Origin of the sequence: Pseudomonas sp. Irchel s3b2 (assembly GCF_900187445.1) — a bacterium.
Lineage (GTDB): Bacteria > Pseudomonadota > Gammaproteobacteria > Pseudomonadales > Pseudomonadaceae > Aquipseudomonas.
Genome location: NZ_FYEB01000001.1, coordinates 1067633 through 1088277, shown reverse-complemented (window position 1 = coordinate 1088277; position 20645 = coordinate 1067633). Strand labels below are relative to the sequence as shown.

The window sequence follows — 20645 nt, the reverse complement described above, 5'->3', positions numbered from 1 at the left end:
TGATACTTAAAGCCCCGGCCACTTGGCCGAGGCTTCATTCACATCAAGCCGAAGCCTGACCCTCAGCCAGGAAGAACCAGGTTTCCAGCACGGAGTCGGGGTTCAGCGAAACACTTTCGATGCCCTGCTCCATCAGCCACTTGGCCAGATCCGGGTGGTCCGAAGGACCCTGACCGCAAATGCCGATGTACTTGCCGGCCTTGTTGCAGGCCTGAATAGCATTGGCCAGCAGCTTCTTGACCGCAGGATTACGCTCGTCGAACAGGTGCGCGATGATCCCGGAGTCACGGTCCAGGCCCAGTGTCAGCTGAGTCAGGTCGTTGGAGCCGATGGAGAAGCCGTCGAAGAACTCGAGGAACTCTTCAGCCAGGATCGCGTTGGACGGCAGTTCGCACATCATGATCACGCGCAGACCGTTTTCGCCACGGGCCAGACCGTTTTCAGCCAGCAGATCGACCACCTGGCTCGCTTCGCCCAGGGTGCGAACGAACGGCACCATGATTTCGACGTTGGTCAGGCCCATCTCGTTGCGCACGCGCTTGAGGGCGCGGCACTCGAGCTCGAAGCAGTCACGGAACGATTCGCTGATGTAACGCGAAGCGCCACGGAAGCCCAGCATCGGGTTCTCTTCTTCCGGCTCGTAGAGTTTGCCGCCGATCAGGTTCGCGTATTCGTTGGACTTGAAGTCCGACAGACGCACGATGACCTTTTTCGGCCAGAACGCTGCCGCCAGGGTGCTGATGCCCTCGACCAGTTTCTCGACATAGAAGCCGACCGGGTCGTCGTAACCGGCAATACGCTTGTCGACGCTGTCCTTGATTTCTTGCGGCAGGCCGTCGTAGTTCAACAGCGCTTTGGGGTGCACGCCGATCATGCGGTTGATGATGAATTCCAGACGGGCCAGGCCCACACCGGCGTTCGGCAGTTGCGCGAAGTCGAAGGCGCGGTCCGGGTTGCCGACGTTCATCATGATCTTGAACGGCAGATCCGGCATGGCATCCACGGAGTTTTTCTTGATGTCGAAGCCCAGTTCGCCTTCGAAGATGTAACCGGTGTCGCCTTCAGCGCAGGAAACGGTTACGCCCTGGCCGTCTTTCAACAGCTGGGTGGCGTTGCCGCAACCGACCACGGCCGGAATGCCCAGCTCGCGGGCGATGATCGCCGCGTGGCAGGTACGACCGCCACGGTTGGTGACGATGGCACTGGCGCGCTTCATGACCGGTTCCCAGTCCGGGTCGGTCATGTCGGAAACCAGAACATCGCCTGGCTGGACTTTGTCCATCTCGGACACGTCTTTGATGATCCGCACCTTGCCGGCGCCGATGCGCTGGCCGATGGCGCGACCTTCTACCAGCACGGTGCCGGTTTCTTTGAGCAGGTAACGCTCCATGACGTTGGCCTGGGTGCGGCTCTTCACGGTTTCCGGACGGGCCTGCACGATGTAGAGCTTGCCGTCGTCGCCGTCTTTGGCCCATTCGATGTCCATCGGGCACTTGTAGTGCTTCTCGATGATCATCGCTTGTTTGGCCAGCTCGCTGACTTCGGCGTCGCTCAGGCAGAAACGTGCACGATCAGCCTTGTCCACGTCGATGGTCTTGACCGATTTACCGGCCGTGGCCACTTCGCCGTAAATCATCTTGATGGCTTTGCTGCCCAGGTTGCGACGCAGGATGGCCGGACGACCGGCTTCCAGCGTGCCTTTGTGGACATAGAATTCATCCGGGTTCACCGCGCCTTGTACGACGGTTTCACCCAGGCCGTAGGCGCCGGTGATGAACACCACGTCACGGAAGCCCGATTCGGTATCGAGGGTGAACATCACACCGGCGGTGCCGGTTTCGGAGCGGACCATGCGCTGCACGCCGGCCGACAGGGCAACCAGCTTGTGGTCGAAGCCCTGGTGGACGCGGTAGGAAATCGCACGGTCGTTGAACAGGGAAGCGAACACTTCTTTGGCGGCGCGAATAACGTTTTCGACCCCACGGATGTTCAGGAAGGTTTCCTGCTGACCGGCGAAGGAAGCATCCGGCAGGTCTTCGGCGGTAGCGGAAGAGCGCACGGCAACGGCCATGTCAGGGTTGCCGGCCGACAGCGTGGCGAACGCGGTGCGGATCTCGGCGTTGAGCTTCTCGGGGAATTCGGCTTCCATGATCCATTGACGGATCTGGGCGCCGGTTTTGGCCAGGGCATTCACATCGTCGACATCCAGCGCGTCGAGGGCGGCGTGGATCTGGTCGTTCAGACCGCTCAGTTCCAGAAAATCACGATAAGCCTGAGCTGTCGTGGCGAAGCCACCGGGCACCGATACACCGGCACCTGCAAGGTTACTGATCATCTCGCCCAGGGATGCGTTCTTGCCCCCCACATGCTCTACATCATGGACGCCGAGCTTATCGAGGGAAACTACGTACTCTACCAAGGTGATCTCTCCACTAACTGTGTTGGAAAAGCTCAGAAGCCGGCGACTCGAGGGAGCATTTGCCGGCTGTATGGCCTGGACCTGGAAAATAAGTGAGAATGCTGGCCATGGGTGGCCGACAAATCGCGCCTACTATATCCAAGAATCGTCACTAGCTTAAGGCCCAAGGTGCAAATGAAACGATCTGCTTTCTTTATCTCCGATGGCACGGGCATTACGGCCGAAACCCTCGGCCAAAGCCTGTTGGCGCAGTTCGAAAACATTACCTTCAGCAAAATCATACGGCCGTACATCGACGACGCAGATAAAGCGCGGGCCATGGTACAACAAATCAACAAAGCCGCCGAAAACGATGGTTTTCGTCCGATTATTTTCGACACCATCGTCAATCAGGACATTCGTGAGATTCTCGCAACGTCAAATGGTTTCATGATCGACATTTTCTCGACCTTCCTGGCGCCCCTTGAACAGGAACTGACCGAGCATTCTTCCTACACCGTCGGCAAATCCCATTCCATCGGCCACAACTCCAATTACATGGAGCGCATCGAGGCGGTGAACTTCGCCCTCGACAACGACGATGGCGCCCGCACCCACTATTACGACAAGGCCGACCTGATACTAGTGGGCGTGTCGCGATGTGGTAAGACGCCGACGTGCCTGTATATGGCGATGCAATTCGGCATCCGCGCGGCCAATTACCCGTTGACCGAAGACGACATGGAGCGCCTGCAACTGCCGACCGCCCTGCGCGCCCATCACCACAAGCTATTCGGCCTGACCATCGACCCGGACCGGCTTACCGCAATCCGCAACGAACGCAAGCCCAACAGCCGCTATTCGAGCTACGCGCAGTGCGAATTCGAAGTGCGCGAAGTGGAGAATCTGTTTCGACGCGAGAATATTCCCCACATCAATTCCACGCATTTCTCCGTGGAAGAGATCTCTGCAAAGATTTTAGTAGAGAAAGGTGTGGAGCGGCGGTTCAAGTAGATTTTCGGCGGCAGTTACACCGCCTTCGCGGGCAAGCCTCGCTCCTACAGGGTTTTGTAAACGACACATCACTGTAGGAGCGAGGCTTGCCCGCGAAGAACGATAACGCGGTCTCCTTCTCCTAGATCACAAACAAATCCACAAACCGGTTCACCGCCGTCGCCTCAAGCGCTGTCTGATCCTTGCACAACGCAAAGATCTCGGCACTGCGCTGCGCCGTGAAGCGCGTCGCCAGATTGGCCTTGAACTTGTCTTCCAGCAGCGCAATACCATCGGTGCGACGACGGCGATGGCCGATCGGGTATTCCACCACTACGTTTTTGGTGCTGGAGCCATCCTTGAAGAACACCTGGACCGCGTTGGCGATAGAGCGTTTGTCCGGCTCCAGGTATTCGCGAGTGAAACGCGGGTCTTCGACGATAACCATTTTTTCGCGCAGCACATCGATAATCGGATGCACCGCGTGGAAGTCGTCTTCGTACTGCTCGGCCACCAGATTGCCGAACACCAGAGGTACGGCGGTCATGTACTGGAGGCAGTGATCGCGGTCCGCGGCATTGGCCAGCGGGCCGACCTTGGAGATGATGCGGATAGCCGATTCATGGGTGGTGATGACGATTCTGTCGATTTCGTGCAGGCGATTCCTGACCAATGGATGCAAGGTGACGGCGGCCTCGCAGGCGGTTTGCGCGTGGAACTCGGCAGGAAAACTGATCTTGAACAGCACGTTTTCCATCACGTAGCTACCGAACGGCCGGGAAAAGCTGAAAGTGCGCTTTTCTTCAGGCTTGAGCGCCAGGTCATTGTTGGTGTGGCTGAACAGTACGTCGTAGAACCCCCATTGTTTGGCGGTCAGCACGCCGGGAATGCCCATCTCCCCGCGCATCGCAATGTCCGCCAGACGCACGCCACGACTGGACGCATCCCCTGCCGCCCAGGATTTGCGCGACCCGGCATTCGGCGCATGCCGGTAAGTGCGCAGCGCTTGGCCATCGGCAAAGGCATGGGACAACGCCGACAGCAGTTGCTCGCGATTGGCGCCCATGAGCTTGGCGGTGACGGCGGTCGAGGCGATTTTCACCAGGATGACGTGATCGATTCCGACGCGGTTGAACGAGTTTTCCAGTGCGATCACGCCCTGAATTTCGTGAGCCATGATCATGGCGTCCAGTACCACGCGAATGGTCAGCGGGGCATCGCCATTGGCCAGGCGTTTTTGCGACAGGTGGTCGGCCACCGCGAGAATGGCGCCGAGGTTATCGGACGGATGCCCCCATTCGGCGGCGAGCCAAGTGTCGTTGTAATCGAGCCAGCGGACGATGCAACCGATATCCCAGGCGGCTTTGACCGGATCGAGACGGTGACTGGTCCCAGGCACGCGAGCACCGAAGGGAACGACGGTACCTTCGACGATAGGTCCCAGGTGTTTGGTGCATTCGGGGAAACGCAGGGCCAGCAGACCGCAGCCGAGGGTGTCCATCAGGCAATTGCGGGCGGTATCCAGCGCCTCGGTAGATTCAATTTTGAAGTTGAGGACGTAGTCGGCGATGTCCTGCAGGACCGTGTCGTAGTCGGGGCGGTTGTTCAGGTCGACGTTGGCGCTCATGTTCGATTCACTCGGTCAGTGGTTCGTTGATGGGACCTCGGTTCAGGGTAGTCTGAGTCGGTTACCGATTTCTTGTTTTGAAAATGAAATCCTGTAGGAGCTGGCTTGCCAGCGAAGGCGGTATAACAGGCAACAATGATGTTCAATATGACGGCCTCTTCGCTGGCAAGCCAGCTCCTACAGGGGGGATGTGTGTTTAGAAATAATCCCCCGGCACTCGGACATAACCTTCCATCAACACCCGCGCACTGCGGCTCATGATGGCTTTGTTCACGGTCCATTCACCGTTGACCTGGCTGGCCTCGGCGCCCACGCGCAAGGTGCCGGAGGGATGACCGAAGCGTACTGCATTGCGTTCGATACCGCCCGCCGCCAGGTTGACCAGCGTGCCGGAAATCGCCGCCGCCGTGCCGATGGCCACCGCTGCGGTGCCCATCATCGCGTGGTGCAGTTTGCCCATGGACAGCGCACGCACCAGCAAGTCAATGTCGGTGGCCGCAATCGCCTTGCCGCTGGACGCAATGTAATCCGCCGGTTTGGCGACGAACGCCACCTTCGGTGTGTGCTGACGCTTGGCCGCTTCGTCCAGGTGCTGAATCAGCCCCATGCGCAACGCGCCGTAAGCGCGGATGGTTTCGAATATCGCCAGGGCCTTCAGGTCGCCGTTGATAGCGCCTTGCAATTCGGTACCGGTGTAGCCGATGTCTTCGGCATTAATGAAGATGGTCGGAATGCCGGCGTTGATCAAGGTCGCCTTGAGTGTACCGACGCCCGGCACTTCGAGGTCATCCACCAGATTGCCGGTGGGGAACATCGAACCACCGCCACCCTCTTCTTCCGCCGCCGGGTCCATGAATTCGAGCTGCACTTCGGCTGCCGGAAAGGTCACGCCGTCGAGTTCGAAATCGCCGGTTTCCTGAACCTCGCCGTTGGTGATCGGCACATGGGCGATGATGGTCTTGCCAATGTTGGCCTGCCACACGCGCACCACCGCCACACCGTTGTGTGGAATGCGGCTGGCGTCCACCAGTCCATTGCTGATGGCGAACGAACCGACCGCCGCCGACAGGTTGCCGCAGTTGCCGCTCCAGTCGACGAAAGGCTTGTCGATGGAGACCTGACCGAACAGGTAATCGACGTCGTGATCGGCCTTGAGGCTTTTCGACAGGATCACGGTTTTGCTGGTGCTGGACGTCGCACCGCCCATGCCGTCGATTTGCTTGTCGTACGGGTCGGGACTGCCGATCACGCGCAACAACAACGCATCGCGAGCCGGGCCTGGAATTTGTGCCGCTTCGGGCAGGTCTTTCAGGCTGAAGAACACGCCTTTGCTGGTGCCGCCGCGCATGTAGGTGGCGGGGATTTTAATCTGAGGTGCGTGAGCCATTGGTGCCCCTTATAGACGGACACGGGCCTGAAATCCCGTGTCCGCACATCGTTGTTAAACGGCGACCGCCGATTCTTCGAGGAAGTCCTGAGCGAAACGCTGCAACACGCCGCCGGCCTCGTAGATCGACACTTCTTCAGCGGTGTCGAGGCGGCAGGTCACTGGCACTTCGACGCGTTCGCCATTCTTGCGATTGATCACCAGCGTCAGCGTCGCACGCGGGGTGCGGTCGCCGATCACGTCGTAGGTTTCGCTACCGTCGATGGCCAGTGTGTGACGATCGGTGCCCGGCTGAAATTCCAGCGGCAGCACGCCCATGCCCACCAGGTTGGTGCGATGGATGCGCTCGAAGCCTTCAGCGGCGATCGCTTCCACACCCGCCAGACGTACGCCTTTGGCCGCCCAGTCACGGGACGAACCCTGACCATAGTCGGCGCCGGCGATGATGATCAGCGGCTGCTTGCGTTCCATGTAGGTTTCGATGGCTTCCCACATGCGCATGACCTGGCCTTCCGGCTCGACTCGCGCCAGGGAACCCTGCTTGACCTTGCCGTTTTCCTGAACCATTTCATTGAACAGTTTCGGGTTGGCGAACGTCGCGCGCTGCGCGGTCAAGTGGTCGCCGCGGTGCGTGGCGTAGGAGTTGAAGTCTTCTTCCGGCAGGCCCATTTTCGCCAGATATTCACCGGCGGCGCTGTTGAGCATGATCGCGTTGGAAGGCGACAGGTGATCGGTGGTGATGTTGTCCGGCAGCACCGCCAGCGGGCGCATGCCCTTGAGCGGACGAGCGCCGGCCAGCGCGCCTTCCCAATACGGCGGACGGCGGATGTAGGTGCTCATCTCGCGCCAGTCATACAGCGGCGTGACCTTCGGGCCGGTGTCTTCGTGGATGGCAAACATCGGAATGTACACCTGGCGGAACTGCTCCGGTTTCACCGAAGCCTTGACCACCGCGTCGATTTCTTCGTCGCTCGGCCAGATGTCTTTCAGGCGGATTTCCTTGCCGTTCGCGTCCAGGCCCAGCACATCTTTTTCGATGTCGAAACGGATGGTCCCGGCGATGGCGTAAGCCACCACCAATGGCGGCGAAGCGAGAAACGCTTGCTTGGCGTACGGGTGAATCCGCCCGTCGAAGTTACGATTGCCGGAGAGCACTGCGGTGGCATACAGATCGCGGTCGATGATTTCCTGTTGGATCACCGGGTCCAGCGCGCCGGACATACCGTTGCACGTGGTGCAGGCAAAGGCCACGACGCCGAAGCCGAGCTGCTCGAGCTCATCGGTCAGACCCGCTTCGTCGAGGTACAGCGCCACGGTTTTCGAACCCGGCGCCAGGGACGACTTGACCCATGGCTTGCGGGTCAAACCAAGCTTGTTGGCGTTGCGCGCCAGCAGGCCAGCGGCAATCACGTTGCGTGGGTTGCTGGTGTTGGTGCAACTGGTGATGGCGGCGATGATCACCGCGCCGTCCGGCATCTGGCCGGGCACGTCGTCCCACTGACCGGAAATGCCTTGCGCCGCGAGATCGGACGTGGCGACACGGGCGTGCGGGTTGCTCGGGCCAGCCATGTTACGCACCACCGAGGACAGGTCGAAAGTCAGCCCTCGCTCGTATTGCGCGCCTTTGAGGCTGTCGGCCCAGAGGCCGGTCTGCTTGGCGTAATTCTCCACAAGCTGCACTTGCTCGTCTTCACGGCCAGTGAGTTTCAGGTAGTCGATGGTCTGTTGGTCGATGTAGAACATTGCCGCCGTGGCGCCGTATTCCGGGGCCATGTTGGAAATGGTCGCGCGGTCACCCAAGGTCAGCGCCGAAGCGCCCTCACCGAAGAATTCCAGCCACGCGCCCACCACTTTTTGCTTGCGCAGGAACTCGGTCAGCGCCAGCACCATGTCGGTGGCGGTGATGCCCGGTTGCAGCTTACCGGTCAGCTCAACGCCGACGCTTTCCGGCAAACGCATCCACGATGCACGGCCAAGCATCACGCTTTCCGCTTCCAGACCACCCACACCAATGGCGATCACGCCCAGCGCATCGACGTGCGGGGTGTGACTGTCGGTGCCGACGCAGGTATCGGGAAAGGCCACACCGTCACGCACCTGAATCACCGGCGACATTTTCTCCAGGTTGATCTGGTGCATGATCCCGTTGCCCGGCGGGATCACGTCGACGTTCTTGAAGGCTTTTTTGGTCCAGTTGATGAAGTGGAAACGGTCTTCGTTGCGACGGTCTTCGATGGCGCGGTTCTTCTCGAACGCCTCGGGATCGAAGCCACCGCGCTCAACGGCCAAAGAGTGGTCGACGATCAACTGCGTCGGCACCACCGGGTTCACTTGCGCCGGGTCACCACCTTGCAGGGCGATGGCGTCGCGCAGGCCGGCAAGGTCGACCAGGGCGGTCTGGCCGAGAATGTCGTGGCACACCACGCGGGCCGGGAACCATGGGAAATCGAGATCGCGTTTGCGCTCGATGAATTGCTTCAGGGATTCGGTGAGCGTGGCCGGGTCGCAGCGACGCACAAGGTTTTCCGCCAGCACGCGGGAGGTGTACGGCAGGGTGTCGTAGGCGCCGGGCGCAATGGCATCGACCGCCGCGCGGACGTCGAAATAATCCAGATGGCTACCTGGCAGCGGTTTGCGGAATTCTGTGTTCATCGTCAGGACTCGGTCACGGTGGTTTCAAAGGGTGGGTGCCTGGCACCGGGCTTGAATTGAAACCGAACCTCTGTAGGAGCTGGCTTGCCAGCGAAGGCGGTGGGTCAACCAACGAAAATGTTGGATGACATATCGTCTTCGCTGGCAAGCCAGCTCCTACAGGGTTACCGGTTCATTCAGCAACCAATGCCAGCCCTCACCGGTCAGCGTTGTTCGATTGGCACGAACTTGCGCTGTTCGACGCCGACGTATTCAGCGCTCGGGCGGATGATGCGGTTGTTGGCACGTTGCTCGAACACATGCGCCGCCCAGCCGGTCAGGCGCGAGCAGACGAAGATCGGTGTGAACAACTTGGTCGGAATGCCCATGAAGTGGTACGTCGAGGCGTGGTAGAAGTCGGCGTTCGGGAACAGTTTCTTCTGCTCCCACATGGTTGCGTCGATGGCTTCGGACACCGGGAACAGCACGGTGTCGCCCACTTCGTCGGCGAGTTTTTTCGACCAGGCCTTGATCACCTCGTTGCGCGGATCATTGTCCTTATAGATCGCGTGGCCGAAGCCCATGATCTTGTCCTTGCGCGCCAGCATGCCGAGGGTGCCCTCGACCGCCTCTTCAGGCGACGAGAAGCGTTCGATCATTTCCATCGCCGCTTCGTTCGCGCCGCCGTGCAGCGGGCCGCGCAGGGAGCCGATGGCCGCCGTGATGCAGGAATACAAATCCGACAGGGTCGAGGCGCACACCCGGGCGGTGAAGGTCGAGGCGTTGAACTCGTGTTCCGCGTAGAGGATCAGCGAAACGTTCATCACCTTGACGTGCAACTCGCTCGGTTTCTTGTCGTGCAACAGGTGCAGGAAATGGCCGCCGATGCAGGCTTCGTCGGTCACGCAGTTGATGCGTTTGCCGTCGTGGCTGAAGCGATACCAGTAACACATGATCGCCGGGAACGCGGCCAGCAGGCGGTCGGTTTTGTCGTGTTGTTCGGTGAAGTCTTTCTCCGGCTCGATGTTGCCCAGAAACGAGCAACCGGTGCGCATCACGTCCATCGGATGGGCGTCAGCGGGGATGCGTTCCAGCACTTCTTTCAGCGCTTGCGGCAGGTCGCGCAGCTTGCTCAGTTTCTCGGTGTAGGCAGCCAATTGCGCTTTGGTTGGCAGCTCGCCGTATAGCAGCAGGTAAGCCACTTCTTCAAATTGTGCGTCCGCCGCCAGGTCGCGAACGTCATAGCCGCGATAGGTCAGGCCTGCGCCCGACTGGCCCACGGTGGACAGTGCGGTTTGCCCGGCTACCTGGCCACGGAGCCCGGCGCCACTGAGTACTTTTGCTTCGGCCATTGCTGTCTCCAGTTTTCTTGAATTTGTTAGGGAAACTTGTAGGAGCGAAGCTTGCTCGCGAAAGCGGTGTGTCAGACGACATTGATTTTGAATGTCAGTCCGTCTTCGCGAGCAAGCTTCGCTCCTACAGGACTTTCATTACTTCTTCGCCGCAAACAACGCATCGAGCTTCTGCTCGAAGGTGTGGTAATCGATGCGATCGTAAAGCTCCATGCGCGTCTGCATGGTGTCGATGACGTTCTGTTGCGTGCCGTCGCGGCGGATCGCGGTGTAGACATTTTCCGCGGCCTTGTTCATGGCGCGGAACGCCGACAGCGGGTACAGCACCAACGACACGTCGGCGGCAGCGAGCTGTTCGGTGGTGTACAGCGGCGTCGCGCCGAATTCGGTGATGTTGGCCAGGATCGGCGCTTTCACGCGGCTGGCGAACAGTTTGTACATCTCAAGCTCGGTGATCGCTTCCGGGAACACCATGTCGGCACCGGCCTCGATGCAGGCAGCGGCGCGATCCAGTGCAGATTCCAGACCTTCAACAGCCAGGGCGTCGGTGCGGGCCATGATCACGAAGCTGTCATCGGTGCGGGCATCGACGGCCGCTTTGATGCGGTCGACCATTTCCTGCAGCGAGACGATCTCTTTATTAGGACGATGACCGCAGCGCTTGGCGCCGACCTGGTCTTCGATGTGAATCGCCGCCGCGCCGAACTTGATCATCGACTTCACGGTACGGGCTACGTTGAACGCCGAGGAACCGAAACCGGTATCCACGTCCACCAACAGTGGCAAGTCGCAGACGTCAGTGATGCGACGCACGTCGGTCAGCACGTCATCCAGACCGGTAATCCCCAGGTCCGGCACGCCGAGGGAGCCGGCAGCCACCCCGCCACCCGACAGGTAAATAGCCTTGAAACCGGCGCGCTTGGCCAGCAGTGCGTGGTTGGCGTTGATTGTGCCGACCACTTGCAGCGGATGTTCGCTGGCGACCGCATCGCGGAAACGCTGGCCTGGAGTGCTCTTGTTGGAACTCATGACTCACCTCGTTCAGTGGCTGTCGGGTTAGCGCCGTCCTGGTAGTGACGGGCGATATTGCGTTTGGAGGCGCCGATGTGACGGCGCATCAACAACTCGGCCAACTCACCGTCACGGTCGGCGATGGCATCGAGAATTCGGTGGTGTTCGGCAAACGCCTGGCGCGGCCGATTGGGCGTGGTGGAAAACTGGATGCGGTACATGCGCACCAGTTGATAGAGCTCACCGCACAGCATCTGGGTCAGGGTGCGGTTGCCGCTGCCCTGGATGATCCGGTAATGAAAGTCGAAATCGCCTTCCTGCTGGTAATAGCCGACGCCTGCCTGAAACGCCGCATCGCGCTCGTGGGTTTCGAGCACGCGGCGCAGTTCGTCGATTTCTTCGACCGTCATGCGTTCAGCCGCCAGACGGCACGCCATGCCTTCCAGGGATTCGCGAATTTCGTAGAGTTCCAGCAGTTCGGCGTGACTCAGCGACACCACCCGCGCCCCGACGTGCGGCACGCGAACCAGCAGGCGCTGGCCTTCCAGACGGTGAATGGCCTCACGCAGAGGCCCGCGGCTAATGCCGTAGGTGCGCGCCAGCTCCGGCTCGGAGATCTTGCTGCCCGGGGCGATCTCGCCTTTGACGATGGCCGCCTGAATACGTCGGAAGACGTTTTCGGAAAGTGTTTCCGAGTCGTCCTGAACTGTGACCAGGGGATCGAGTTGATCCAGCATATTGTCGACACCTTGAAAACCAATGCCGCAAAAACTAGCGAATATGGCCGCTTACGTCAAAGGATAAATCGATATTGTCGACAATCGTCTAATAACCTCGTTGCACCATAAGGAAGCAACACCTCAAGTTATAGCCGTCGGCCAGCGCTGGCGCCATAAACCCACCGTGCTAGAATGCCGCCCGCATTTGCTTGTCATCTGCATTGCCTGTCATAAAAAACGGACAGGCATACGAGGGAGCTTGTGCAGCAATGCCAGGGCCTTGAATTGAAGAACGGACCGCTGCGCACCAGGATTTATGAGACTCAAGCTCTTCACTACACTCCTATGTCTTTTTGGCCTGCCAGGTTTCGCCGCAGCAGGGGAAAAGACTGTGTACGGCCTCAATGAGTACGCTTCGCTGGACGGCATCAATCTGGAAGTCGCCGCCAAACTCGACACCGGGGCGAAAACCGCTTCGCTGAGTGCCCGCGACATCAAACGCTTCAAACGCAATGGCGAATCCTGGGTGCGCTTCTATCTGGCTATCGACGCCGCGCATTCGCATCCGATCGAACGACCGCTGGCCCGTGTCAGCAAGATCAAGCGCCGGGCCGGTGACTACGACCCGGAAGAAGGCAAGAAATACACCGCCCGTCCGGTCATCGAACTGGATATCTGCATGGGTTCGGCTTTACGCAGCATCGAAGTGAACTTGACCGACCGCAGTGCCTTCCAATACCCGCTCTTGATCGGCTCCGAAGCGCTCAAACGTTTCGATGCGCTGGTCGACCCCAGTCTTAAATACGCTGCTGGCAAACCCGCCTGCGCCACCGACGCACATACCGCAGAGTAATTCCAATGCGCTCTCTTACCCTCCATCTGAAACTGCTGATCGCCATCCTGGTGGTGCTGGGCATTTCAGTTACGGCCTATCAGATTTTCGTGCTCGGAATTCCGGTGACCGAAGACGCTACCGACGACTTGTGGAACATCGACGCCAAGGTCGAGTTCGTCGCCAATGCCAAAGACCCGATCAAGATCCAGATGTTCGTGCCACCGTTGAGCCGCGACTACGTGAGCCTCAACGAGAGTTTCATTTCCAATAATTACGGTGTGGCAGTGAACCGTGCCGACGGTAACCGCAAAGTCACCTGGTCGGCGCGTCGCGCCAAGGGCAACCAGACCCTTTATTACCGACTGGTGCTGACCAAGCGCTACAGCGGTGAAAAATCCAAGGTCAAAGGCCCGACCTTCCGCGACAGCATCGCCGTCGAAGGCCCGGAAAAAGTCGCCGCCGACGCCCTGCTGGCGCCGATCCGCCAGCATTCGGCCGATGTCGAAACCTTCATCGGCGAAGCCATCAAACGCGTCAACAACCTCAACGACGACAACGTGAAACTGCTGTTGGCCGGCGATCCGTCCACCGTGAACAAAGCCAAAATCGTCGAGCTGGTACTGTCCATCGCCCATGTGCCGGTGGAAAAGGTCCACACCATCCGCCTGGTGGCCGATCAACCACAAATGCCTGAACTCTGGTTGCGCAGCTTCAACGGCACCGACTGGCTGTACTTCAACCCGGAAACCGGCGAACAGGGCCTGCCCACCGACCGCTTGCTGTGGTGGACCGGCGACGAAAACCTGATCACCGTCGATGGTGGCAAAAAAGCCAACGTCACCTTCAGCCTGAACAACAGCGAAATGAACGCCATTCGCCTGGCCAAGCTGACCGACGAAAACTCCGACGCCAACTTCCTCGACTACTCGCTGTACGGCCTGCCGCTGCAAACCCAGCAGACCTTCATGATCATGGTGATGATCCCGATCGGCGTGCTGGTGATCCTGATTCTGCGCAACCTGATCGGCATTCAGACACTCGGCACCTTTACCCCCGTGCTGATCGCCCTCGCCTTCCGGGAAACCCAGCTTGGGTTCGGCATCGTGCTATTTACGATCATCACGACGTTGGGACTGTCGCTGCGCTCCTACCTTGAACATTTGAAACTGCAAATGCTGCCGAGGCTATCGGTGGTGCTGACCTTTGTGGTGGTGCTGATCGCGGCCATCAGCCTGTTCAGCCACAAACTCGGCCTGGAACGCGGCTTGTCGGTGGCGCTGTTCCCGATGGTGATTCTGACCATGACCATTGAACGCCTGTCGATTACCTGGGAAGAGCGCGGTGGTGGCCATGCCATGAAAGTGGCGATCGGCACACTGTTCGCAGCCTCCCTGGCGCACCTGATCATGAGCGTGCCTGAGCTGGTGTACTTCGTGTTCACCTTCCCGGCGATTCTGCTGATTCTGGTGGGCTTCATGCTGGCCATGGGTCGCTATCGCGGTTATCGCTTGACCGAACTGGTGCGCTTCAAGGCTTTCCTGAAGAAGGCTGACGCCTGATGTTCGGTCTCTGGAAGACCTGGAAAGCCCTGGAGGCCCGGGGCATCATGGGGATCAATCGGCGCAACGCAGACTACGTGCTCAAGTACAACAAGCGCAGCCTGTACCCGATCGTCGATGACAAGATCATCACCAAGGAGCGCGCCATCGCCGCCGGCATTCACGTGCCGGAGCTGTACGGCGTGATCTCCACCGAGAAGGAAATCGACAACCTCAGCGAGATCATCGGCGGGCGTACCGATTTCGTGGTCAAGCCAGCCCAGGGCGCCGGCGGTGATGGCATTCTGGTGATCGCCGACCGCTTCGAGGGCCGCTATCGCACGGTGTCGGGCAAGATCATCAGTCACGAGGAAATCGAGCACCAGATTTCCAGCATCCTGACCGGCCTGTACTCACTCGGCGGTCACCGTGACCGCGCGCTGATCGAGTACCGCGTGACCCCGGACCAGATTTTCAAAAGCATCAGCTATGAAGGCGTGCCGGACATTCGCATCATCGTGCTGATGGGTTATCCGGTGATGGCCATGTTGCGCTTGCCGACCCGTCAGTCCGGCGGCAAGGCCAACCTGCACCAGGGCGCCATCGGCGTCGGTGTCGATCTGGCCACCGGCCTGACATTGCGCGGCACCTGGCTGAACAACATCATTAACAAACACCCGGACACCACCAACGCCGTAGACGGCGTACAACTGCCCTACTGGGACGGTTTCATGAAGCTCGCTGCCGGTTGCTATGAACTGTGCGGGCTGGGTTACATCGGTGTCGACATGGTGCTCGACCAGGAGAAAGGGCCGTTGATTCTTGAGCTTAACGCCCGGCCCGGGTTGAACATTCAGATCGCCAACGATTGCGGGTTGACGTTGCGTACCCACGCGGTCGAAGCGCGCCTGGAGGAATTACAGGCCCGCGGGATAATCGAAACAGCGCAGGAACGCGTGGCGTTCGTTCAGGAAATGTTTGGGCATATTCCTGCGGTTGAGGGCTGATCCGAGACCAAGGTGCGACATTCGCGGGCAAGCCTCGCTTCTACAGGTACAGCGGCGCCCTTGTAGGAGCGAGGCTTGCCCGCGAAGGCTGACTCGCAGTCACCCAATCTTTCAACCCTGGCACCAACAGTTCAATCCCCGACATCCCCTCTAGGAGCAAATCCTGCAGAGGACTACAATCCCTCCCCCGCCTCGATGGCTGATCTGCCCCGCCCATGTTGACCTGTTCCGTACACCCGCTGCCCTATCGCCCCAACCCCGCCGAATACTTCGCGGCGATTCGTCATGCCCCCGGTGCCGTACTGCTCGACAGCGGCCGGCCGAGCGCCGAGCGTGGGCGTTATGACCTGCTCAGCGCCTGGCCGCTGGAGCAATTGGCCGTTTTACCGGACGAAAGCGGCAGCCATTTCCTGCAACGCCTTCGCGACACTCTGACGCGACTCGGCGAAGCCACTGTTCCTTTAGACCTGCCTTTCGCCGGTGGCCTGATCGGTTATCTGAGCTACGACTTCGGCCGGCATCTGGAAAACCTGCCGAGTCAGGCACGGGACGATCTGCAATTGCCCGACGCACGTTTCGGGCTGTACGACTGGGCACTGATCAGCGATCACCACCAGGCCACCAGCCAACTGGTGTTCCACCCGGCGCTGATCGACAGCGAACGACAACGGCTGATCGAACTGTTCACGCAACTTGCACCTCGGAAAATCGAGCCTTTCAAGCTGGACGGCTCGATGAGGGCCGATCTGAGCGCCGACGAGTATCGACAAGCTTTCGAACGCATTCAGCAATACATCCAGGCCGGCGACTGCTATCAAGTCAACTTCGCCCAGCGCTTTCGCGCGCAATGCCACGGCGATCCATGGGCCGCGTACTGCGCTTTACGAGCGGCGTGCCCGACGCCGTTTTCCGGCTTCCAGAGCCTGCCCGACGGCGACGCCGTGCTGAGCCTGTCGCCGGAACGCTTCGTCAAAGTCAGCGCGCGCCACGTCGAAACCCGCCCGATCAAAGGCACCCGCCCCCGCGGTCTGACTGCTACTGAAGATGCGGCGAACGCCGCCGAACTGCTGGCCAGCCCCAAGGATCGTGCGGAAAACCTGATGATCGTCGACCTACTGCGCAACGACCTCGGCCGTACCTGCCGCATCGGCTCGGTGCGGGTGCCGGAGTTGTTCAGTCTGGAAAGTTATCCGAACGTGCATCACCTGGTGAGCAGCGTTACCGGCGAGCTGGCGGATGACAAGGATGCGCTGGATTTGATCGCCGGCAGCTTCCCCGGCGGCTCGATTACCGGCGCGCCGAAGATTCGCGCGATGCAGATCATCGACGAACTGGAGCCGACCCGTCGTGGGTTGTATTGCGGTTCATTGCTGTACCTGGACGTGCGCGGCGAGATGGACAGCTCCATCGCCATTCGCAGTTTGCTGGTCAAGGATGGGCAGGTGTGTTGCTGGGGTGGCGGCGGGATCGTCGCGGATTCGGACTGGCAGGCGGAATATCAAGAATCGATAACCAAGGTGAAGGTGCTGCTCGATACTTTGCGGAGCCTATGATGCCACGCGCTTGAATGATCGTTCCCACGCTCCGCGTGGGAACGATCAAACAGGGACCAGTGTTCACCTGTAGGAGCGAGGCTTGCCCGCGAAGGCGCCCTCGCAGACGACTACAAACTCAACGCCCGATTCGAAGCCTTGATGAACTCTTGCTTCAACTCCGCAAAACTGTGCACCGCCGGGAATTGTGGAAACTCGCGAATCACATTGTCCGGCGCATGGAACAGAATCCCGGCATCCGCCTCGCCCAGCATCGTAGTGTCGTTGTAGGAATCCCCCGCCGCGATCACCCGGTAGTAGAGGCTCTTGAACGCCAATACCGACTGACGCTTGGGATCTTTCTGACGCAACTGATAGCCCGTGACACGACCGGCATCGTCGGTAATCAGACGATGGCAGAGCAAAGTAGGGAAACCCAGTTGACGCATCAACGGCTGGGAGAATTCGTAAAAGGTGTCCGACAGAATCACCACCTGAAAGCGCTCTCGCAGCCAGTCGACGAATTCGCTGGCGCCTTCCAGAGGCTTGAGCGTGGCGATCACTTCCTGGATGTCGGAAAGCTTCAGGCCGTGCTCGTCGAGAATCCGCAGGCGCTGCTTCATCAACACGTCGTAGTCGGGAATGTCCCGAGTGGTGGCCCTGAGGGAGTCGATCCCGGTTTTTTCGGCAAAGGCGATCCAGATTTCCGGGACCAGCACACCTTCAAGATCCAGACAGGCAATTTCCACAAGACACTCCCATTTTGTACTGTTTATTAAGTCGAGCGAGCAAAAGGACTGCCGAACTCTAGCGACTCGCCCTCCTCTGTGCAACGCAGAGGGAGCACCAGTCGCCGCAGGATTTTGTTACCATCGACACATATAGAGCGCCCAGCGCCACCGACCTGTAGGAAGCCGCCCTGATGAGCCCATCGTTCGATGTCGTGGAACTCGCCACGACCTATGCCAACAAATCCGCCCAAGACATCCTGAAACTCGCGTTCGCCGAGTTCGGCGATGACCTGTGGATATCTTTCAGCGGCGCCGAGGATGTGGTGCTGGTGGACATGGCCTGGAAGCTGAACAAGAACGTCAAAGTGTTCAGCCTCGACACCGGCCGCTTGCACCCCGAGACCTACCGCTTCATCGAACAGGTGCGCGAGCACTACAAGATCGACATCGAAGTGGTATCACCGGACTACACCAAGCTCGAACCTTTCGTGAAGGAAAAAGGCCTGTTCAGTTTCTACAAGGACGGCCATGGCGAGTGCTGCGGCATCCGCAAGATCGAGCCGTTGCGTCGCAAGCTGTCGGGCGTGACCGCCTGGGCCACCGGCCAGCGTCGGGACCAGAGCCCGGGCACCCGCAGCACGGTCGCGGTGCTGGAAATCGATACCGCGTTCTCTACCCCGGAACGCACCCTGTACAAATTCAACCCGCTGGCGCAAATGACCAGCGAAGAGATCTGGGGCTACATCCGCATGCTCGAACTGCCGTACAACAGCCTGCATGAGCGCGGCTTCATCAGCATCGGCTGCGAGCCTTGCACCCGTCCGGTATTGCCGAACCAGCACGAGCGCGAAGGTCGTTGGTGGTGGGAAGAAGCCACGCAGAAAGAATGCGGGCTGCATGCCGGGAACATCATCAGTAAATCCAAGGCTTAAAAAATCACAGTCTTGGACCGCGTTATCGTTCATCGCGGGCAAGCCACGCTCCCACAGGACTCAAAACCCTGTGGGAGCGTGGCTTGCCCGCGATGGTAACGCCTCGGTCCCCCGCCGGACTCAAAGCGCACTAAACCGCTGCCCCAACCCCTGCTCCGCAAACTGCTCAATGATGAAATCGACAAATACCCGGGTCTTTCCCGGTAGCAGTTTGTGCTCGGCGTAATAGATGGAGATGTTGCCGTCGTCGACGTACCAGTCAGGCAACACCCGCTGCAACGTCCCGGCATCCAGATAGCCCACGGCAAACGGCATGCTCACCAACGCAATGCCCAACCCCTGAGCCGCTGTGGCGCAGGCGGCTTCCGAATCGCTCATGGTCATCCGCGCCTTGAGCGTCAACGGGCTGTGTTGCCGGGCGCGACTGGTCAACTGCCAGGAACGCACACGCCCCGTCTGCGGCGAACGTATCAAGATGCCGTCATGGTTTTTGAGGTCATCGGGCTCGGCGATCGCCTCGTGCTTCGCCAGGTACTCGGCTGAAGCCACCAACACCCGATGGGCAGGCGTCAGCTTGCGCGCCACCACGCCCTGGGGCAGTTCGAATCCGCCACCAATCGCCGCATCGAAACCCTGGCCGATCAGGTCGACCTGGCGGTTATCGAAATGCCAGTCCGGGTTGATCGCCGGAAAGCGCTGCAGAAACTCTCCTAGCAACGGCACGATGTACAAGCGCCCGAACACTGTGCCCATGCTGACTTTCAATGTGCCGGCGGGACGTCCTTCGGCGCTGGCCAGGTTGGCCACGGCATTCTGGATCGTGTGCAGGCTGGCGCTGACTTCGCCGAGAAACAGCTGGCCCGCCTCCGTCAGCGTCAGACTGCGGGTGCTGCGCTGGAACAGCCGCACACCCAGTCGCGCCTCCAGCTTGGCGACGCTTTTTCCCACCGCCGCCGGCGTCAGGCTCAAGCGCCGCGCAGCTTCGGCGAAGCTGCCCACCTCGGCGCTGCGCACGAAGCATTCGATACTGCTGAAGGTTTCCATAAGCGCCACTATAAACTTCTGGTTTACACAGACTATAGCAATGACGGTCTACCCGCAGGGTTGTGCGAGGCCGATACTCGATTCCGACAACAAGGCAGCCCGCCTTGAATTTCTGGAGATCGACATGACCACTCAACACCTCAGCGGCAAAGTAGCTCTGATTCAAGGCGGTTCACGCGGCATCGGTGCTGCCATCGTCAAACGCCTGGCCGCCGAAGGCGCTACCGTCGCCTTCACTTACGTCAGCTCCACCGCAAAAGCCGAAGAGCTGCAAAACAGCATTACCACTGCCGGCGGCAAAGCCTTGGCCATCAAGGCCGACAGCGCCGATGCCGTCGCCATTCGCAATGCCGTTAACGCCACCGTCGAAGCCTTCGGTCGCCTGGACATCCTGGTCAACAACGCAGGCGTTCTGGCTGTCGCACCGCTGGAAGACTTCAAACTCGAAGATTTCGACCAGACCCTGGCCATCAACGTACGCAGCGTGTTCATCGCCACCCAGGAAGCGGCCAAACATATGACCGAAGGCGGTCGCATCATCAACATCGGCAGTACCAATGCCGAGCGCATGCCCTTCGCCGGTGGTGGCCCGTACGCCATGAGCAAATCGGCGCTGGTCGGTCTCACCAAAGGCCTGGCTCGTGACCTCGGCCCACGGGGCATCACTATCAACAACGTGCAACCGGGCCCGGTCGACACCGACATGAACCCCGCCAGCGGCGACTTCGCCGACAGCCTGATCCCGCTGATGGCCGTGGGTCGTTACGGCAAAGTGGAAGAAATCGCCAGTTTCGTCGCTTATCTTGTCGGTCCCGAAGCTGGCTACATCACAGGTGCCAGCCTGACCATCGATGGTGGTTTCGGCGCCTGATGCACAGTTCGATTGAAACAAAAACGCCGGCTGCCGG

General features: G+C 59.8%; 16 protein-coding genes. 7 read left to right on the top strand and 9 right to left on the bottom strand.

What is annotated here, in order from left to right; all coding sequences use genetic code 11:
• Positions 1-43: 43 nt before the first annotated feature.
• The gene (ppsA, locus tag CKW20_RS05150) at positions 44-2419 is read right to left on the bottom strand and encodes a phosphoenolpyruvate synthase (RefSeq protein WP_095051932.1); all 2376 of its coding nucleotides are present in this window, start codon (positions 2417-2419) and stop codon (positions 44-46) included.
• A gap of 174 nt (positions 2420-2593) precedes the next feature.
• On the opposite strand from ppsA, the gene CKW20_RS05145 reads away from it, so the two are divergent.
• A complete protein-coding gene (locus tag CKW20_RS05145) occupies positions 2594-3412 on the top strand; it encodes a pyruvate, water dikinase regulatory protein (protein WP_018925255.1) in 819 nt (272 codons plus the stop codon).
• A 121-nt stretch (positions 3413-3533) separates the two neighbouring features.
• Here the strand turns inward: CKW20_RS05145 and prpD are convergent, their stop codons facing one another.
• The 6 genes from prpD to CKW20_RS05115 form a co-directional block, all read right to left on the bottom strand.
• On the bottom strand, positions 3534-5018 hold the full coding sequence (prpD, locus tag CKW20_RS05140) for a 2-methylcitrate dehydratase (protein WP_095051931.1): 1485 nt from the start codon (positions 5016-5018) through the stop codon (positions 3534-3536).
• A 196-nt stretch (positions 5019-5214) separates the two neighbouring features.
• Complete coding sequence (gene prpF, locus CKW20_RS05135) at positions 5215-6405, bottom strand: 2-methylaconitate cis-trans isomerase PrpF (RefSeq protein WP_095051930.1); 1191 nt, start codon at positions 6403-6405, stop codon at positions 5215-5217.
• A 54-nt stretch (positions 6406-6459) separates the two neighbouring features.
• Entirely contained in the window at positions 6460-9057 is a 2598-nt protein-coding gene (gene acnD, locus CKW20_RS05130) for a Fe/S-dependent 2-methylisocitrate dehydratase AcnD (protein WP_095051929.1), read from the bottom strand.
• A gap of 203 nt (positions 9058-9260) precedes the next feature.
• On the bottom strand, positions 9261-10388 hold the full coding sequence (gene prpC / locus CKW20_RS05125) for a 2-methylcitrate synthase (protein ID WP_095051928.1): 1128 nt from the start codon (positions 10386-10388) through the stop codon (positions 9261-9263).
• 138 nt (positions 10389-10526) lie between these two features.
• Entirely contained in the window at positions 10527-11417 is an 891-nt protein-coding gene (gene prpB / locus CKW20_RS05120) for a methylisocitrate lyase (RefSeq protein ID WP_095051927.1), read from the bottom strand.
• Positions 11414-12136, bottom strand: coding sequence for a GntR family transcriptional regulator (locus tag CKW20_RS05115; protein ID WP_095051926.1), 723 nt, complete (start codon positions 12134-12136; stop codon positions 11414-11416). The genes prpB and CKW20_RS05115 overlap by 4 nt, the downstream gene beginning before the upstream one ends.
• Before the next feature lie 298 nt (positions 12137-12434).
• On the opposite strand from CKW20_RS05115, the gene CKW20_RS05110 reads away from it, so the two are divergent.
• The 4 genes from CKW20_RS05110 (at position 12435) to pabB (ending at position 17051) form a co-directional block, all read left to right on the top strand.
• Positions 12435-12971, top strand: coding sequence for an ATP-dependent zinc protease (locus CKW20_RS05110; RefSeq protein WP_095051925.1), 537 nt, complete (start codon positions 12435-12437; stop codon positions 12969-12971).
• A 5-nt stretch (positions 12972-12976) separates the two neighbouring features.
• A complete protein-coding gene (locus tag CKW20_RS05105) occupies positions 12977-14512 on the top strand; it encodes an inactive transglutaminase family protein (protein WP_095051924.1) in 1536 nt (511 codons plus the stop codon).
• Entirely contained in the window at positions 14512-15498 is a 987-nt protein-coding gene (locus CKW20_RS05100; RefSeq protein WP_095051923.1) for an alpha-L-glutamate ligase-like protein, read from the top strand. The genes CKW20_RS05105 and CKW20_RS05100 overlap by 1 nt, the downstream gene beginning before the upstream one ends.
• A 215-nt stretch (positions 15499-15713) precedes the next feature.
• Complete coding sequence (gene pabB / locus CKW20_RS05095; protein ID WP_095051922.1) at positions 15714-17051, top strand: aminodeoxychorismate synthase component I; 1338 nt, start codon at positions 15714-15716, stop codon at positions 17049-17051.
• Positions 17052-17161: 110 nt separating this feature from the next.
• Here the strand turns inward: pabB and thrH are convergent, their stop codons facing one another.
• Positions 17162-17779, bottom strand: a complete 618-nt coding sequence (thrH, locus tag CKW20_RS05090) for a bifunctional phosphoserine phosphatase/homoserine phosphotransferase ThrH (RefSeq protein ID WP_008074130.1) — start codon at positions 17777-17779, stop codon at positions 17162-17164.
• A 173-nt stretch (positions 17780-17952) separates the two neighbouring features.
• Between thrH and CKW20_RS05085 the strand changes: the two genes are divergently transcribed.
• Positions 17953-18693, top strand: coding sequence for a phosphoadenylyl-sulfate reductase (locus CKW20_RS05085; RefSeq protein WP_095051921.1), 741 nt, complete (start codon positions 17953-17955; stop codon positions 18691-18693).
• Positions 18694-18813: 120 nt separating this feature from the next.
• On the opposite strand, the gene CKW20_RS05080 is transcribed toward CKW20_RS05085, so the two are convergent.
• On the bottom strand, positions 18814-19737 hold the full coding sequence (locus tag CKW20_RS05080) for a LysR family transcriptional regulator (protein ID WP_095051920.1): 924 nt from the start codon (positions 19735-19737) through the stop codon (positions 18814-18816).
• A gap of 124 nt (positions 19738-19861) precedes the next feature.
• On the opposite strand from CKW20_RS05080, the gene CKW20_RS05075 reads away from it, so the two are divergent.
• The gene (locus tag CKW20_RS05075) at positions 19862-20608 is read left to right on the top strand and encodes a 3-oxoacyl-ACP reductase family protein (RefSeq protein WP_095051919.1); all 747 of its coding nucleotides are present in this window, start codon (positions 19862-19864) and stop codon (positions 20606-20608) included.
• Positions 20609-20645 lie beyond the last annotated feature (37 nt).